Here is a 16,663-nt window from a genome sequence, read left to right as displayed (position 1 = left end):
CATCGTCGCGGAAGCCGACACTTATATGCTGTGATATTCTGACGTCAACTAAATATTGAGCCAAAATGTCGGTTCTTTTACACTTTCGGGCTTATGCACCCAAAACTTGGCTAATTTCGCTAGATACAACCTCAATTGACTGCATTCCATCGACTTCAGTTAACTTACCTTGCTCCGCATATATAGGCAGCAATGGTGCAGTTTGCGCATTATAGGCGTCTAAACGCTTACGGAAGCTTTCCGGGTTGTCGTCTGAACGCCCTTCCTCTTCAAAACGTTTAATGATTCTCTGCATAAGAGCCTCATCATCCACCTTCAATCGAATCACATTATCAACTTTCGTCCCACGTGATTCCAAAAGCTTATCTAATGCTTCAGCTTGAGGAATAGTTCTTGGGAACCCATCAAAAATGAAACCGGCTGCTTCAGGATTTGATTCGAGTTGTTCATCAATCAAAGCGATCACGATTTCATCCGAAACCAAACCACCTGAATCCATGATGCCAGCAACTTTCACCCCAAGCTCAGATCCAGAAGAACGAGCTGCGCGTAGCATGTCTCCTGTCGAGAGTTGGATGTAGCCTCGTTCTGCAACGAGTTTTTTGGCTTGCGTGCCTTTACCAGCCGCTGGCGGCCCGAAAAGTATCAAATTCATTTTTTGCGGCCCCCGAGCCGTGATCTTTTAATCATGCCCTCATATTGGTGGGCAATTAGATGCGATTGTATCTGAGCGACTGTATCCATTGTCACAGAAACCACAATCAGAATCGACGTTCCACCAATATAGAAAGGAATGGAAGTGAAGTTCATCTTCAAGATCTCTGGCAACAAACATACGATTGTCAGATATAATGCACCGATCACTGTTAGGCGACTTAGCACATAGTCTAAATACTCAGCAGTTCTTTTACCTGGACGGTATCCTGGTATAAAACCGCCATGTTTCCGTAGGTTATCAGCGGTTTCCTCAGGGTTAAACACGATTGATGTGTAGAAGAAACAAAAGAAGATAACCAATAGTCCGTACAGTACCACAAACAGAGGCTGACCAGGACCAATAAGTGCGACAACAGAACGCAGCGCTTCAGACACCGGACCACCGCCAGCGGCACCTTGTCCCGATGCCATCATACCAGCTGCAGTCGTTGGAAGAATCAAAAGTGATGTCGCAAAGATTGGCGGGATCACACCAGAAGTATTCAATTTCAATGGTAGGAAGGAACTCTCTCCTCCCATCATGCGGTTACCCTGCTGACGTTTCGGGTACTGGATCAACAAGCGCCGCTGTGACCGTTCAACGAAAACGATAAACACAATCATCGCAACACTGATAACTGCGACCGCAGCCAGTACTGTTACATTCATTGTTCCTTCACGCGTCGATACAAGCGCGTTCCAGATTGTTTTCGGCATAATCGCTACGATACCCGCAAAAATGATTAGTGAGATACCATTACCAACACCGCGTGCTGTTACTTGTTCACCTAACCACATGAGGAAAACTGTACCACCTACGAGCGTTACCACTGTAGATGTCATGAAATACCATCCTGGATTAATGGCAACCGATGCACCACTATTAGGATCAATGGAACTCAAGGAAGCAGCAATACCGTAGGCCTGTGCTATTGCGAGCAAAACAGTTCCGTAACGTGTATACTGGTTAATTTGTTTTCTACCAGCCTCACCTTCCTTCTTGAGACGCTCAAGAGAAGGCACTGCGGATGTCGCAAGCTGCATAATAATGGAAGCTGAAATGTACGGCATCACATTCAGCGCAAAAATAGCCATTCTCTCAATAGCACCACCTGAGAAGACATTCATCATTCCCAGAATTCCGCCAGATTGACTACCAAAGGCGATTTCGAGTTGCCCGGGGTCAATTCCAGGAATTGGAATTTGTGTACCCAAACGGTAAACGATCAACGCACCAAGTGTGAAAAGGATTCGCTGTTGTAATTCCTTCGCCTTACCAAAAGTCGAGAAATTAATATTCTTTGCGAGTTGCTCTGCGGCTGAAGCCATAAATGCTCGCTCCCCTTTAAGCAGCAAAATGCCAGCTACGGAAATCGAAGCTGACACTTGCAATTATACTATTCAATACCCTACGCGAGTCGTAGAATATGAGACAGTCTTATTCAGCAGTCTTTACAGGTGCTGTAAGAGTGACTGAGCCGCCAGCTTTTTCAACAGCAGCAATAGCCGCTTTTGATGCACCAGCAACAGTAATCTCTATTTTGGAGCTAATCTCGCCTTTTGCAAGGAGACGGATACCATCTTTTGCACGACGAACTATGCCTGAGGCGATCAAAGCAGCTTCATCCACAGGTTTTTTAGCATCTAGCTTACCTTCGGAAATCGCTTTTTCGATACGACCAATGTTTACCCAAGCGAATGTTTTAGCGTTTGGTCTGTTGAAACCACGCTTAGGCATACGCATGTGGATAGGCATTTGCCCACCTTCAAAACCTTTAATCGCCACACCTGAACGTGACTTTTGACCTTTTACACCACGTCCAGCAGTTTTACCTTTACCGGACCCGACACCACGGCCAACACGCATACGCTCTTTTGTTGCGCCTGCATTGTCTGAAAGTTCGTTAAGTTTCATAATCTTATCCTCGAACTAATCGCTACACGCGTTCTCCACGAATAGCGCTCAGTCCTAACCTTCAATCACTTCGACCAAGTGGCCGACTTTGGAAATCATGCCGCGGACAGATGGAGTGTCTTCCAACTCACGTTCGCGACCTACTTTGTTCAACCCCAAGCCAACAAGTGTTTTGCGTTGGGTTTCGTTGCGACGGATCGGGCTGCCGGTCTGACGCACACGCAGTGTCTTTTTCTCTGCCATTGTGGTTACTCCAACCTATCCCGCCCTATTGGGCTACTTCAGTCACACCAGCACCATCAGTACGACGGCCTACGATGTCTTGAACTTTAAGACCACGCTTGGAAGCAACCTGACGCGGGCTTGATTGACCTTTAAGCGCCTGAACTGTTGCACGAACCATGTTGTAAGGGTTTGAAGACCCAATGGATTTTGCAACAACGTCCTGAACACCAAGAACCTCAAGAACAGCACGCATTGGACCACCGGCAATAACACCAGTACCCGCTGGAGCTGCACGAAGGTGAACTTTACCAGCACCCCAACGGCCTGAACCGTCATGGTGAAGAGTACGACCCTCACGAAGTGGTACGCGAACCATTGTTTTCTTGGCTTCTTCAGTCGCTTTGCGAATAGCTTCAGGAACCTCACGGGCTTTACCGTGACCGAAACCAACGCGACCTTTTTGATCACCAACAACAACTAGCGCAGCAAAACCGAAGTTTTTACCACCTTTAACAACTTTAGCAACACGGTTAATCGCGACTAACTTGTCGACGATTTCGGACTGCTCTTCCTCACGGTCGCGGCCTTTGCGACCGCCTCTTTCACGATTATCACGTGCCATGACGGTCTCCTTCTAGAATTTCAAGCCGCCCTCACGGGCAGCATCAGCTAGGGCCTTTACGCGGCCGTGGAAGATAAATCCACCACGGTCGAAAACACATTCTGTCACGCCGGCTTTAACCGCACGTTCAGCAACGAGTTTACCGATCACAGCAGCTGCATCCTTAGATGCACCAGTGTTACCAGCTTTTTTGAAATCAGCTTCTAGAGTTGATGCAGAAACAATTGTCTTGCCCTGCAGATCATCAATAAGCTGAACGGAAATGTTCTTTGACGAACGGCTAACCGACAAACGAGGCTTTCCATTCGCAATCTTCCGAAGGCGAGTGCGCACCCGTTGGGCGCGGCGTATTTGCTTTTCGCGCGATGACAACATGGCTTACTTCTTCTTACCTTCTTTACGGCGAATGTATTCGCCTTCATAACGGATACCCTTACCTTTATAAGGTTCAGGCGGACGATAAGCACGGATCTCTGAAGCCACTTGACCAACAACTTGTTTGTCAACACCTTCAATTTTTACTTCCGTCGGCTTAGCACATTTAAATGTGATACCTTCAGGAGCTTTGTGAAGCACTGGGTGCGAAAACCCAAGGTTCAACTCAAGATCTTTGCCTTTGACTGCTGCACGGTAACCAACACCCACTAACTCAAGGTTTTTCTCATAACCTTTCGTTACACCTTCAACCATGTTGAAGATACGAGCGCGGAAAGTACCCCATAAAGCGCGACTAGCGTTATCATTTTCATCTCTTGGTGTCACAACGATATCAGTGCCTTCCATAGCAACTGAAACGTCGTCTACCAAAGCGAGCGCTAGTTCACCTTTAGGGCCTTTTACCGAAATGTCTGTGTCAGTGATATTCACTGTCACACCACTTGGTGCCGCTACAGGTTTTTTACCAATCCTGGACATAACAAATAATTCCTTTACGCCCTAGGATACCCGACAAAGAATCTCACCACCGACATTCTCGGTGCGAGCAACATTGTCAGACATCACGCCCTTAGGCGTTGATAAAATAGAAATACCTAGTCCGTTACGTTCCAAAGGAATATCCTTTGATCCAGAATAGACACGACGACCTGGTTTTGAAACACGAGCGATTTGTTGAATCACTGGTGAACCGTCGAAGTATTTCAGCTCAATTTCAATCTCTGCTTTTCCATCTTTTTCTACTTCAGTGTATCCACGGATGTAACCTTCAGATTGAAGAACATCCAATACACGGACGCGAAGTTTGGAAGCAGGTGTTACAACGGATGAACGTCCACGCATTTGCGCGTTACGTATACGTGTAAGCATATCACCTAGAGGATCATTCAAGTTCATAACTTTTCCCTCCTACCAGCTTGATTTCACAAGCCCAGGGATCATCCCTGCGCTACCTAGTTCGCGCAAAGCGATACGAGACATCTTAAGCTTGCGGTAGAAACCACGTGGGCGACCTGTTACTTCACAACGGTTACGCACACGACTTGGTGCGGAGTTGCGAGGCAATTTTGCCAATTTCAGACGCGCATCAAAACGCTCTTCCAAAGGCGCATTATCGTCCAAAGCTTGCGCTTTTAAAGCTGCACGCTTAGCGGCATATTTTTCCACCATGCGCATGCGCTTCAAATTTTTCTGGACTGCACTTTTCTTAGCCATTTAACTTTCTCCAGCGCCTAGTTTCGGAAAGGGAAGCCGAACTCCTTAAGGAGTGCCTTCGCCTCTTCGTTCGTGGGCGCCGTTGTGCACACGATGATATCCATACCCCAAGGTTGATCAACTTCATCATAGTTGATCTCAGGGAAAACGAGATGCTCTTTCAAGCCCATTGCGTAGTTACCGCGACCATCAAAAGATTTACCGTTCAAACCACGGAAGTCTTTTACGCGAGGTAGTGCAATTGTAGTCAAGCGGTCGAGAAATTCGAACATGTGCGCACGACGCAAAGTAACCTTCGCACCGATTGTCATGTCTTCACGAAGCTTGAAACCAGCAATTGATTTACGGGCTTTTGTCTCAACAGGCTTTTGACCAGAGATAGCAGCGAGAGCGGCTACGGCTGATTTAACCTTTTTTGAGTCAGATACAGCAGCACCTAGCCCCATGTTGATAACAACTTTATCTAGCTTAGGTACCTGCATTTCATTACTGTACTTAAACTCAGATTTCATTTTTGCGCGGATTTCATCCCGGTAAAGGGCCTGCAACCGCGGCTCATATGTGGCGACATCAGACATAATTATTTCTTCTTACTCCACACTGGCTCGTCAATTTCAACACCAGAACGCTTTGAGAAGCGTATTTTACGACCATTGTCGTCTGTTTTGAAACCGATGCGTGTTGGCTTACCATCTTCTGGATCGATATGCGCAACATTAGAAGAATCGATTGGGGCTTCAAAGTTCTTGATGCCACCCTGATCCGCTTGTGAAGGTTTTGTGTGGCGTGAAACAACATTCACACCCGATACAAGCACTTTCTGGTCTTCAACTAGCACGCTAGACACGACGCCCTGCTTACCTTTGTCTTTACCAGATAGTACAACTACCTTGTCACCTTTCTTGATCTTGGCCGCCATCTTATAGCACCTCCGGAGCAAGAGAGATTATTTTCATGTGGTTCTTCGCACGTAGTTCACGAGGAACAGGTCCAAAAATACGTGTTCCAAGAGGCTCACCATTATTATTGATAATAACAGCAGCATTTGAATCGAAGCGAATGACTGAACCATCACGACGTTGGATGTCTTTTTTCACGCGAACAACGATCGCACGGCGTACATCACCCTTCTTCACACGACCTTTAGGTGTCGCTTCTTTAATTGAAACAACAATTTGGTCGCCGACAGAAGCGTAGCGACGTTTAGCACCACCAAGAACCTTGATACACTGAACGCGCTTTGCACCGGAGTTGTCCGCTACATCCAAATTAGATTGCATCTGGATCATGATTTAGATCCTTCTGCAGCATTAACGAGTTCCCAACGCTTCAACTTAGAACGTGGTGGACACTCTTGGATAGAAACTTTCTGTCCAACAGCTGCCACATTGCTCTCATCATGAGCGTGGTACTTTTTCGACCGACGAACGGTCTTTTTCAAAAGGGGGTGAAGGTATGTACGATCAACGCGTACAACTGCAGTTTTGTCCGTTGCTGTGGACACTACCACGCCTTCCATAATCCGCCTAGGCATCTTTTCCTATTCCCTCAATCTCACGCAGCGCCGGTTTGCGCTTTGGATTTTTCCGCTAAGATCGTCTTGATCCGTGCGATGTCCTTACGCACCTGCCGCACGCGGGCGGTGTTCTCCAACTGACCAGTGGCCTGTTGGAAGCGAAGATTGAACTGCTCTTTCTTGAGTTTAGTCAATTCAGAAACAAGTTCATCAGGCGTTTTTGCGCGAACGTCTTCAATTTTCATAATCTTACAACGCTCCCTATTCGCCCAACCGTTTAACGATCTTGGTTTTGATCGGCAATTTTGCTGCACCTAGAGATAGAGCTTCACGCGCAATCTCTTCTGATACACCATCGATCTCAAACATGATACGACCCGGCTTTACTTTGGCCGCCCAAAATTCTGGCGACCCCTTACCTTTACCCATACGCACTTCTGTTGGCTTTGCAGACACAGGTACATCTGGGAAGATTCTGATCCATACTTTACCGACACGTTTCATGTGGCGAGTAATAGCACGACGAGTGGCCTCAATTTGACGAGAAGTCACACGCTCTGGTTCGAGCGCTTTAAGACCATATGAACCGAATGTCAAAGTCGCGCCACCTTTGGCGTTTCCTTTAATGCGGCCCTTAAACTGTTTGCGGAACTTAGTCCGTTTTGGTTGCAACATGACCTATCTCCTTAACCCCGACTATTATTGTCAGGACGAGATTGACGTGCACGCGCATCACCAGAAGCTTCAGCTTTACGGTCACGAGCCATTGGGTCATGCTCCATGATCTCACCTTTGAAGATCCAGACCTTGATACCAATGATACCGTATGTTGTGTATGCTTCTGCGACACCATAATCGATGTCAGCACGTAGCGTGTGAAGTGGAACACGTCCTTCGCGGTACCATTCAGTACGCGCGATCTCAGCACCACCAAGACGACCAGCTACATTAAGACGTATACCTTCCGCACCCAGACGCATAGCTGACTGGATTGTACGCTTCATGGCACGACGGAAAGAAACACGGCGTTCTAGCTGACGAGCAACGTCTTCAGCAACAAGCTTTGCATCAATCTCTGGCTTACGAACTTCTACAAGGTTTACAAAAACCTCATCAGTCACAAACTTTGAAAGATCTTTACGAAGCTTCTCAATGTCTGCACCCTTTTTACCAATAATCATACCTGGACGGGATGTGTGAATGGTAATGCGGCACTTCTTGTGAGGACGCTCAATAATAATTTTCGAAATACCTGCGCGACGAGCAAGAACTTCACCCTGACGCTTTCCAGAATTCTCGTCCTTTGGACGCCATTCCTGGATGTATTTACGCAAACGAAGGTCTTCGTGCAGCAAACGACCAAAGTCGGCACTGTCCGCATACCAACGGCTGTCAGATGTACGGTTTACGCCAAGACGCAACCCAACTGGATTAACCTTCTGACCCATTATGCGGCCTCCTGGCTTTCAGCGTCCATAGACGTGTCACGCAGAACAATAGTCATCTGTGCGAACGGCTTAAGGATGCGTGCTGCGCGACCACGAGCGCGAGCTCGGATACGCTTCATAACGAGGTTTTTACCAACATAAGCCTGTGTCACCACAAGACTGTCGATGTCCAAACCATGATTGTTTTCTGCGTTTGCAATTGCAGAGTTCAGCAGCTTCAACACTTCATTAGAGTGACGCTTGCGTGAAAATGTTAGTTCAGCTTGAGCTTTCTCAACTGACAATCCACGAATGGATTGAGCGATCAAATTCAGCTTTTGCGGGCTCACGCGAAGCATACGCAATACTGCGCGACTCTCGTTAGACGCCTGCCTTGGAGGATTTTTGGCCTTACCCATCGTCCCTACTTCCGCTTCGCTTTTTTATCAGCACCGTGTCCGTAATAAGTACGTGTAGGTGCGAACTCACCGAATTTGTGACCGACCATATCTTCGGACACATTTACCGGTATAAACTTGTTTCCGTTGTGAACCTGAAAAGTCAGACCCACAAAGTTTGGCAAAATTGTCGAACGACGAGACCAAGTCTTGATCGGCGTCGGACGTGTAGCCTCTGCAGCGACTTCTGCTTTTTTCAGCAGATAACCATCTACAAAAGGACCTTTCCAAACGGAGCGTGGCATATCAGTATTCCTCCGCTATTTCTTGTTACGACGACGAATGATCAAGCGATCAGTCGTTTTATTTTTACGAGTCTTAGGACCGCGAGTTTTCTTACCCCATGGCGTCACTGGGTGACGACCACCGGAAGATTTACCCTCACCACCACCGTGCGGGTGGTCGAATGGGTTCATCACTACCCCACGAACAGATGGACGCTTACCAAGGTGACGCTTACGACCAGCTTTACCTAAGTTTTGGTTCATGTTGTCCGGGTTAGATACCGCACCGATTGTTGCGATACAAAGCTCTGGGATCAAACGAAGCTCACCAGAAGACAGCTTCACCTGAGCGTAACCATCTTGACGACCAACCAACTGAACATAAGTACCAGCTGCACGAGCAATCTGAGCACCCTTCATTGGCTTCATTTCAACATTGTGAATGATTGTACCAACGGGGATATTCTTTAGCGGAAGCGCGTTACCAGGTTTGATATCAACGTTTTCACCAGCAACAACCGTGTCACCTGGAGCCAAACGCTGAGGAGCAACGATATATGCTTGCTCGCCATCTTCGTAGTTTAGAAGAGCGATAAAAGCTGAACGGTTCGGGTCATACTCAAGGCGTTCAACAGTCGCTGGCATATCCCACTTACGACGCTTAAAGTCGATAATGCGGTAAAGCTTCTTAGCACCACCACCAATACGGCGAGCAGTAATACGACCGAGGTTGTTACGACCACCACTTCCAGTCAAACCCTGAGTCAATTTCTTGACAGGGCGACCTTTGTGAAGACCGGAACGGTCAACTAATACAAGCTGACGCAAACCAGGCGATCTAGGGTTATATGTCTTTAGAGCCATTCTCTACACCCTCGCCTTACAAGCCAGTCGCAACATCAATGGACTGACCGTCCTTCAATGTAACAACAGCTTTTTTAATGTCGTTGCGGCGTCCGAGAACACCTTTAAAACGTTTTGTCTTACCTTTTTGAACTACAGTATTCACAGAAACCACGTTTACTTTGAACAATGCTTCAATTGCGTCCTTGATCTCTGGCTTAGAAGCCTCAAGTGGTACGCGGAAGACAACTTTGTTTTGCTCAGATAAAATTGTAGATTTCTCAGTAATAATCGGAGAAACAACCTTATCGTAATGAATAGTCTTTACGTCAGCCATGTCTTAAGCCTCCTTCGCACGTTTTGCGATGACTTGAGCGGCGTAACGTTGATCAACCTTTGCACGAGGCGGCTTACCAGCAACCATCTCTTTTGCTTGACCATACCAGTCTTCACGCGCTGCGCGTGGACCATAGCCTGCTTCTTCAAACACTTTCGCAGCATCAGCTTCAGACAAACCAGCAATTGATGACAAAGTGGCATAACCAGCTTTTGTCAGAACTTTAGCGGATTGAGCACCAATACCATCAACAAGAACGATGTCGTCGACGAAGTTGTCGCCTGCAAAGTCTGCTACAAGGTTTGATGATCCATCAAAACGAGCGTGAACAGCCTCAACAGCCTCTTTGGTCAGCACCAAAGTGTGACGACGCATCACATCGTAAACGTTAAGCCCTGCGTAAGGCAGAACATCGATATTTGGAATGTTACGTGCAGCTTTTGCGAAGTTCTCGTCCAGCTTTTCGCCACCAATCACCAAAGCGTTTTTAAGACCAAGCGCTTCAAATTGAGCACGTAGAGTCTTTGTTTTCGCTTCTGATGCAGTCGCTTCTTCAAGCACGATCAAAGAAGATTCTTTGGCCTTGACTGAAAGAGCATGCTTAAGAGCAAGAGCACGGAACTTCTTCGTAAGATCGTGCGCGTGCGAGCGAACCTTAGGTCCGTGAGCAACACCACCACCCACAAAGATTGGAGCGTTGCGTGAACCGTGACGAGCACCACCAGAACCCTTCTGACGTCCAAAACGAGTAGTCGTTTTGTTCACTTCAGAACGAGTTTGTGTTTTGTGCGTACCAGCCTGACGTTTCGCCAATTGGTAACGAACCATACGCTGAAGAATATCTGGACGAATTTCTTCGATACCAAAAACGGCATCATTCAATTCTACACTACCAGCCTTCTTAGCTTCAAGATTAAGAACGTCGAGCTTCATTATGCCTCGCCTCCTTCAGCTTGAACTTCCGCTTCAGCTGCAGCTTTCAATCCAGCTGGAGTTGGAACACCTTCAGGAGCTGCTTTTTTTACAGCATCGCGAACTTCAACCCAACCGTTTTTAGCGCTAGGCACAGAACCCTTAACTAGAACAAGACCACGATCAGCATCCACACGAACTACTTCTAGGTTTTGTGTAGTGATACGAACATCACCATATTGACCAGCCATCTTCTTACCTTTGAAGACTTTACCTGGATCTTGACACTGACCTGTAGAACCGAGCGAACGGTGAGAAATAGACACACCGTGAGAAGCACGAAGACCGCCAAAGTTCCAGCGCTTCATCGCACCAGCAAAACCTTTACCTTTAGCAGTTCCAGCAACGTCAACTTTTTGACCAGGAACAAAATGTTCAGCCGACAACTCAGACCCAACCTCAACAAGCATGTCTTCATCAACGCGGAATTCGCGGACAACAGCTTTAGGCTCAACCTTTGCAGCAGCAAACTGGCCACGAAGAGGTTTCGTTACGTTCTTAGCTTTACGTGAACCAGCACCAAGCTGAAGCGCGACATAGCCATCACGGTCTTTTGTACGCTGACCAACAACCTGACAACCATCAAGCTGAAGAACAGTCACAGGAACATGAGCACCATCTTCAGCGAAGACGCGTGTCATACCCAATTTCTTAGCAAGCAAACCCGTACGCATGACTAGCGGGCTCCCTCAAGTTTAATTTCAACGGCAACACCAGCTGAAAGATCTAACTTCATAAGCGCATCAACTGTTTGTGGAGTCGGGTCCACAATATCCAGAACACGCTTGTGAGTTCTAATTTCAAACTGCTCACGTGACTTCTTGTTCACGTGCGGTGAGCGGTTTACTGTAAATTTTTCGATACGTGTTGGCAGAGGCACAGGACCGCGCACATCAGCGCCAGTTCTCTTTGCAGTCGACACAATCTCGCGCGCGGATTGATCCAGCGCACGGTGGTCGAAGGCCTTCAGCCTAATACGAATGTTTTGTCGGTCCATGAGATCCGCCCGATAAACTAAAACGCGCCATAGGCCCAAGGAACCCATTCCCCAGGGTATCGTCGCGTAGAAAATAAATTGTTTCGTCTTTTCTCTTGCCAGTGTGTTTACAACCGCGCCCATTAATCACTTAGATAACTAGCACTTCGCACGACCACCGTAGCAAGAGAAGGGTCTTCATAGTCGGCGACTCGCGAGTCGTCAACCATTTGTTCGAAAGGAATCAAAGAAATATTCAGAATTCGGTTTCCTATCAAAACACATCAGCACTGACAGACACCTAAAACCATCACACAACCACTATCCCTCACACAAAAAGGGCGTTCAATCCGCAGATTAAACACCCTCTTTTCAAACACTCAGTGTGCTAAAGCTTAGTCGTTTACAGAAGCAACAACACCAGCACCAACTGTACGTCCACCTTCACGGATAGCGAAGCGAAGCTTCTCTTCCATAGCAACAGGTTGGATCAATTCAACGTTCATTTTCACGTTGTCACCAGGCATTACCATTTCTGTACCGTCTGGAAGAGTCACAACACCAGTCACGTCAGTTGTACGGAAGTAGAACTGTGGACGGTAGTTTGTGAAGAATGGAGTGTGACGTCCACCCTCTTCTTTAGTAAGAATGTATGCTTCAGCAACAAACTTTTTGTGAGGAGTGATTGAACCTGGCTGACATAGAACCTGACCACGCTCAACGCCGTCACGGTCTACACCACGAAGAAGAACACCAACGTTATCACCAGCTTCACCGCGGTCTAGAAGCTTACGGAACATTTCAACACCAGTACATGTTGTTTTCGTAACTTCTTCTTTAATACCAACGATTTCGATTTCTTCACCGACAGTAATAACACCACGCTCAACACGACCAGTAACAACTGTACCACGTCCTGAAATTGAGAACACGTCCTCAATTGGCATTAGGAATGGTTGGTCAATTGGACGATCTGGCTCAGGAATGTATTCGTCAACAGCAGCCATAAGCTCAAGAACACGTTCTTTACCAATGTTGTCGTCACGACCTTCTACTGCAGCAAGAGCTGAACCAGCGATAATTGGGATATCGTCGCCTGGGAAATCGTATTCTGAAAGAAGCTCACGAATTTCCATTTCAACAAGCTCTAGAAGCTCTTCATCGTCAACTTGGTCAACTTTATTCAAGAAAACAACAAGCGCAGGAACACCAACCTGACGCGCAAGCAAGATGTGCTCACGAGTCTGAGGCATTGGACCATCAGCAGCGTTCACAACAAGGATACCACCATCCATCTGCGCCGCACCAGTGATCATGTTTTTCACATAGTCAGCGTGTCCTGGACAGTCAACGTGAGCGTAGTGACGGTTAGCTGTCTCATACTCAACGTGTGAAGTGTTAATGGTGATACCACGTGCTTTTTCTTCTGGGGCGTTGTCGATGTCTTCATAAGACTTCTTCTCAGCACCTGTCACTTCAGCAAGCGTCATAGTGATCGCCGCAGTAAGTGTAGTCTTACCGTGGTCAACGTGACCAATCGTACCGATGTTCACGTGCGGTTTATTACGTTCAAACTTTTCCTTAGCCATCTTAATACTCCTTGGGACGACTTAACTCAACACGGCTTTCACCGCACTTATCGATTAACCATTCAGTTTTTCAATGACTTCTTTAGACACAGCGTTTGGCACTGTATCATAATGGTCGAACTGCATGCTGTACTGTGCTCGGCCCTGCGTCATAGAACGCAGATTGTTAACATAACCGAACATACTTGATAGAGGCACCATAGCTGAAATTACAACAGCCACACCACGCACCTCTTGTCCGGCAACCTGACCACGACGTGAGTTCAGATCACCAATCACTCCACCGACATATTCTTCCGGTGAAATTACTTCTACCTTCATAATCGGCTCAAGCAATTTAATTTGAGCTTTACTTGCAGCATCACGGAATGCTCCACGCGCAGCGATTTCAAACGCAAGCACAGAGGAGTCAACATCGTGATACTTACCTTCAAGCAATGTTGCTTTAAAGTCGATCACAGGGAAACCAGCGAGTGGACCAGCATCTTTAACACTGTTCACACCTTTTTCTACACCTGGAATGTATTCCTTCGGCACAGAACCACCAACAACCTTACTCTCGAAAACAAATCCTTCACCCGGCTCAAGCGGTTCAAAGATCATTTTCACTTCAGCAAACTGACCAGAACCACCAGACTGCTTCTTGTGAGTGTAAACAACTTCGGCAGTACGCCCAAGAGATTCACGGTAAGCAACCTGAGGCTGACCAATATTCGCCTCAACGTTAAATTCACGCTTCATGCGGTCTACAAGAATATCTAGGTGAAGCTCACCCATACCAGCCATGATAGTTTGACCAGATTCTTCGTCAGTAGATACACGGAAAGATGGATCTTCTGCTGCCAATTTTTGAAGAGCTAGACCCATTTTTTCTTGGTCAGCTTTCGTTTTTGGCTCGACCGCGATCTCAATAACCGGATCAGGGAATTCCATACGCTCTAGGATAGCAGGATTCGCTGGGTCAGAAATTGTATCACCAGTCGTGGTATCTTTAAGTCCAGCAACAGCGATGATATCACCAGCAAACGCTTCATCCACATCCTTACGATCGTTAGAGTGCATCTCCAACATACGACCGATACGCTCTTTCTTACCCTTCACAGTATTGATCAGAGTAGAACCCTTTGTCACTTTACCTGAGTAAATACGACAGAAAGTTAGAGAACCAACAAATGGGTCGTTCATGATCTTAAAGGCAAGCATACCGAGCGGCTCGTCATCAGACGCTTTACGTTCGATTTCTTCCTCAGTGTTCGCGTCAATACCTTTAATCGCCGGAATATCCAACGGAGAAGGAAGGTAATCAACAACAGCATCTAGAAGCGGCTGAACACCTTTATTCTTAAACGCAGTACCACAAAGAATAGGAACAAACTCGTTTCCAATACATCCCTTACGGATCAGCTTCATAAGAGTAGCTTCATCTGGCTCATTACCTTCCAGATACGCTTCCATAGCTTCTTCATCTACTTCAACAGCAGTTTCGATAAGCTTCTCGCGGTATTCTTGAGCTTTTTCTACCAAGTCTTCAGGAATTTCACCATATTCAAACTTAGCACCCAGGCTCTCTTCCAACCATACAACTGAACGCATCTTAACGATGTCGATCATTCCCTTGTATTCGCTCTCAGAACCAATTGGGATCTGCAAACACAATGGTGTTGCACCAAGGCGATCAACTACCATTTCAACACAACGGAAAAAGTCGGCACCCAACTTATCCATTTTGTTGACAAAGATCATGCGAGGCACGCCGTACTTGTCTGCCTGACGCCAAACTGTCTCAGTTTGCGGCTCAACACCTGCGTTAGCATCCAAACAACATACAGCACCATCAAGCACACGAAGAGAACGCTCAACCTCAATAGTGAAGTCAACGTGTCCCGGTGTGTCGATAATGTTTAGACGCTTCTCTACGTCATCATTCTCAGACGTCCAAAAACAGGTCGTCGCAGCAGACGTGATTGTAATACCACGCTCTTGCTCTTGGTCCATCCAGTCCATCGTGGCTGCACCATCGTGAACTTCACCAATCTTGTGAGACTTACCAGTGTAGTAAAGGATACGCTCAGTCGTTGTGGTTTTACCCGCATCGATGTGCGCCATGATTCCGAAGTTACGATAATCTTCGAGCTTATGCGAACGAGGCATGTTTCACCCTGAATTTGGAGTGTTGAAATACTAAAACTAAATTACCAACGGTAGTGTGAGAACGCACGGTTGGCTTCAGCCATACGGTGTGTATCTTCACGCTTTTTAACCGCAGCACCACGACCATTAGACGCGTCCAAAAGCTCCCCAGCCAAACGCTCACGCATTGTGCTTTCTGAACGAGAACGAGAAGCAGCCACCATCCAACGGATAGCCAGCGCCTGACGACGGTCAGGACGAACTTCCACAGGCACCTGATAAGTTGCACCACCCACACGACGGGAACGCACTTCCACAGATGGGGACACATTGTCCAGCGCCTCGTGGAACAGCTCAACAGCATCGCGCTTGGCACGATCACCAACAATATCCAAAGCACCGTATACAATACGTTCTGCTGCGGACTTCTTGCCGTCGATCATGATGAGGTTCATGAATTTTGATAGAACAAGATCACCAAATTTTGCATCTGGTAGAATCTGACGTTTTTCTGCGCGGTGGCGACGTGACATATCTTACTCTTATTTCGGGCGCTTCACACCGTAGTGTGAACGACGTTTCTTACGATCTTTGACGCCTTGCGTATCCAAGACACCGCGAAGAATGGTGTAACGCACACCTGGAAGGTCACGAACACGACCACCACGGATAAGAACAACGGAGTGCTCTTGAAGGTTGTGCCCCTCACCCGGGATGTAACAAATTGACTCATACCCTGAAGTCAAACGCACTTTAGCAACTTTACGAAGCGCTGAGTTAGGCTTCTTAGGAGTTGTTGTGTAAACGCGCGTACAAACACCGCGACGTTGCGGGCAGGCCTTCAGAGCCGGCACCTTGTTCCGTCTAGCCTTATCTTGACGCGGCTTGCGGATCAGCTGTTGAATCGTAGGCATCAGCCCTCGCTCTTTCCATTCTGTATAACGCCGGCAGCTATTGCCAAAGACGCGATACATAATTCCAAATCACATAGCCGCAGCAGACCCTTGCCCACCCCGGCTACACTTACGTTAAAAATGAAGGCTCTCGCACTTCAGAAATCATCAGGTGCATAACTGAGTCTCA

Annotated in this window: 26 protein-coding genes and 1 pseudogene; all 27 read right to left on the bottom strand. The window is 47.2% G+C overall.

Annotated elements, in window-relative coordinates; translation table 11 throughout:
• Positions 1-91 precede the first annotated feature (91 nt).
• On the bottom strand, positions 92-655 hold the full coding sequence (locus F551_RS0102955) for an adenylate kinase (protein ID WP_018995988.1): 564 nt from the start codon (positions 653-655) through the stop codon (positions 92-94).
• Positions 652-2,025 carry a preprotein translocase subunit SecY gene (secY, locus tag F551_RS0102950; protein ID WP_018995987.1) on the bottom strand — a complete coding sequence of 458 codons (1,374 nt, stop codon included), beginning with the start codon at positions 2,023-2,025 and terminating at the stop codon, positions 652-654. Before secY ends, F551_RS0102955 begins: the two co-directional genes overlap by 4 nt.
• Positions 2,026-2,134: 109 nt before the next feature.
• Positions 2,135-2,611: a 50S ribosomal protein L15 gene (gene rplO, locus F551_RS0102945; protein WP_018995986.1), complete on the bottom strand. Its 477-nt coding sequence runs from the start codon at positions 2,609-2,611 to the stop codon at positions 2,135-2,137.
• A 54-nt stretch (positions 2,612-2,665) separates the two neighbouring features.
• Positions 2,666-2,854, bottom strand: coding sequence for a 50S ribosomal protein L30 (gene rpmD, locus F551_RS0102940; protein WP_018995985.1), 189 nt, complete (start codon positions 2,852-2,854; stop codon positions 2,666-2,668).
• Positions 2,855-2,879: 25 nt separating this feature from the next.
• Complete coding sequence (gene rpsE / locus F551_RS0102935) at positions 2,880-3,458, bottom strand: 30S ribosomal protein S5 (RefSeq protein ID WP_018995984.1); 579 nt, start codon at positions 3,456-3,458, stop codon at positions 2,880-2,882.
• Positions 3,459-3,470: 12 nt separating this feature from the next.
• Positions 3,471-3,833, bottom strand: coding sequence for a 50S ribosomal protein L18 (rplR, locus tag F551_RS0102930; protein WP_018995983.1), 363 nt, complete (start codon positions 3,831-3,833; stop codon positions 3,471-3,473).
• Positions 3,834-3,836: 3 nt separating this feature from the next.
• Positions 3,837-4,373 (bottom strand): 50S ribosomal protein L6, encoded by a 537-nt coding sequence (gene rplF, locus F551_RS0102925; protein ID WP_018995982.1) that lies wholly within the window; start codon positions 4,371-4,373, stop codon positions 3,837-3,839.
• Positions 4,374-4,394: 21 nt separating this feature from the next.
• Positions 4,395-4,790 carry a 30S ribosomal protein S8 gene (rpsH, locus tag F551_RS0102920; RefSeq protein ID WP_018995981.1) on the bottom strand — a complete coding sequence of 132 codons (396 nt, stop codon included), beginning with the start codon at positions 4,788-4,790 and terminating at the stop codon, positions 4,395-4,397.
• Positions 4,791-4,802: 12 nt separating this feature from the next.
• Positions 4,803-5,108: a 30S ribosomal protein S14 gene (gene rpsN, locus F551_RS0102915; protein WP_018995980.1), complete on the bottom strand. Its 306-nt coding sequence runs from the start codon at positions 5,106-5,108 to the stop codon at positions 4,803-4,805.
• Positions 5,109-5,125: 17 nt separating this feature from the next.
• Entirely contained in the window at positions 5,126-5,686 is a 561-nt protein-coding gene (rplE, locus tag F551_RS0102910; protein WP_018995979.1) for a 50S ribosomal protein L5, read from the bottom strand.
• A gap of 2 nt (positions 5,687-5,688) precedes the next feature.
• Positions 5,689-6,027: a 50S ribosomal protein L24 gene (rplX, locus tag F551_RS0102905; RefSeq protein ID WP_018995978.1), complete on the bottom strand. Its 339-nt coding sequence runs from the start codon at positions 6,025-6,027 to the stop codon at positions 5,689-5,691.
• 1 nt (position 6,028) lies between these two features.
• A complete protein-coding gene (gene rplN / locus F551_RS0102900; RefSeq protein WP_018995977.1) occupies positions 6,029-6,397 on the bottom strand; it encodes a 50S ribosomal protein L14 in 369 nt (122 codons plus the stop codon).
• On the bottom strand, positions 6,394-6,642 hold the full coding sequence (gene rpsQ / locus F551_RS0102895; RefSeq protein WP_018995976.1) for a 30S ribosomal protein S17: 249 nt from the start codon (positions 6,640-6,642) through the stop codon (positions 6,394-6,396). The genes rplN and rpsQ overlap by 4 nt, the downstream gene beginning before the upstream one ends.
• Positions 6,643-6,662: 20 nt before the next feature.
• Positions 6,663-6,869 (bottom strand): 50S ribosomal protein L29, encoded by a 207-nt coding sequence (gene rpmC / locus F551_RS0102890; RefSeq protein ID WP_018995975.1) that lies wholly within the window; start codon positions 6,867-6,869, stop codon positions 6,663-6,665.
• 16 nt (positions 6,870-6,885) lie between these two features.
• The gene (gene rplP, locus F551_RS0102885) at positions 6,886-7,299 is read right to left on the bottom strand and encodes a 50S ribosomal protein L16 (RefSeq protein ID WP_018995974.1); all 414 of its coding nucleotides are present in this window, start codon (positions 7,297-7,299) and stop codon (positions 6,886-6,888) included.
• 11 nt (positions 7,300-7,310) lie between these two features.
• Entirely contained in the window at positions 7,311-8,072 is a 762-nt protein-coding gene (rpsC, locus tag F551_RS0102880; protein ID WP_018995973.1) for a 30S ribosomal protein S3, read from the bottom strand.
• On the bottom strand, positions 8,072-8,470 hold the full coding sequence (rplV, locus tag F551_RS0102875) for a 50S ribosomal protein L22 (protein ID WP_018995972.1): 399 nt from the start codon (positions 8,468-8,470) through the stop codon (positions 8,072-8,074). Before rplV ends, rpsC begins: the two co-directional genes overlap by 1 nt.
• A gap of 5 nt (positions 8,471-8,475) precedes the next feature.
• Positions 8,476-8,754 carry a 30S ribosomal protein S19 gene (gene rpsS, locus F551_RS0102870; protein WP_018995971.1) on the bottom strand — a complete coding sequence of 93 codons (279 nt, stop codon included), beginning with the start codon at positions 8,752-8,754 and terminating at the stop codon, positions 8,476-8,478.
• Positions 8,755-8,769: 15 nt separating this feature from the next.
• Entirely contained in the window at positions 8,770-9,597 is an 828-nt protein-coding gene (gene rplB / locus F551_RS0102865; RefSeq protein ID WP_018995970.1) for a 50S ribosomal protein L2, read from the bottom strand.
• Positions 9,598-9,613: 16 nt separating this feature from the next.
• Positions 9,614-9,913 carry a 50S ribosomal protein L23 gene (locus F551_RS0102860; protein ID WP_018995969.1) on the bottom strand — a complete coding sequence of 100 codons (300 nt, stop codon included), beginning with the start codon at positions 9,911-9,913 and terminating at the stop codon, positions 9,614-9,616.
• A 315-nt stretch (positions 9,914-10,228) separates the two neighbouring features.
• Positions 10,229-10,846, bottom strand: a pseudogene (gene rplD, locus F551_RS0102855) (50S ribosomal protein L4); the annotation flags it as partial.
• Positions 10,846-11,559 carry a 50S ribosomal protein L3 gene (gene rplC / locus F551_RS0102850; protein ID WP_018995967.1) on the bottom strand — a complete coding sequence of 238 codons (714 nt, stop codon included), beginning with the start codon at positions 11,557-11,559 and terminating at the stop codon, positions 10,846-10,848. The gene rplC and the pseudogene rplD, both read right to left, overlap by 1 nt.
• Positions 11,560-11,561: 2 nt before the next feature.
• Complete coding sequence (gene rpsJ / locus F551_RS0102845) at positions 11,562-11,882, bottom strand: 30S ribosomal protein S10 (RefSeq protein ID WP_015827917.1); 321 nt, start codon at positions 11,880-11,882, stop codon at positions 11,562-11,564.
• A 374-nt stretch (positions 11,883-12,256) separates the two neighbouring features.
• Positions 12,257-13,450, bottom strand: a complete 1,194-nt coding sequence (gene tuf / locus F551_RS0102840; protein WP_018995965.1) for an elongation factor Tu — start codon at positions 13,448-13,450, stop codon at positions 12,257-12,259.
• A gap of 54 nt (positions 13,451-13,504) precedes the next feature.
• Positions 13,505-15,601, bottom strand: a complete 2,097-nt coding sequence (gene fusA, locus F551_RS0102835; RefSeq protein ID WP_018995964.1) for an elongation factor G — start codon at positions 15,599-15,601, stop codon at positions 13,505-13,507.
• Positions 15,602-15,642: 41 nt separating this feature from the next.
• Positions 15,643-16,113 (bottom strand): 30S ribosomal protein S7, encoded by a 471-nt coding sequence (gene rpsG, locus F551_RS0102830; protein WP_018995963.1) that lies wholly within the window; start codon positions 16,111-16,113, stop codon positions 15,643-15,645.
• A 9-nt stretch (positions 16,114-16,122) separates the two neighbouring features.
• A complete protein-coding gene (gene rpsL, locus F551_RS0102825; RefSeq protein WP_015827921.1) occupies positions 16,123-16,494 on the bottom strand; it encodes a 30S ribosomal protein S12 in 372 nt (123 codons plus the stop codon).
• Positions 16,495-16,663 lie beyond the last annotated feature (169 nt).

The organism is Hirschia maritima DSM 19733 (assembly GCF_000378345.1).
Taxonomy (GTDB): Bacteria; Pseudomonadota; Alphaproteobacteria; order Caulobacterales; family Hyphomonadaceae; genus Hirschia; species Hirschia maritima.
This window is presented reverse-complemented; position numbering and strand designations above follow the sequence as displayed.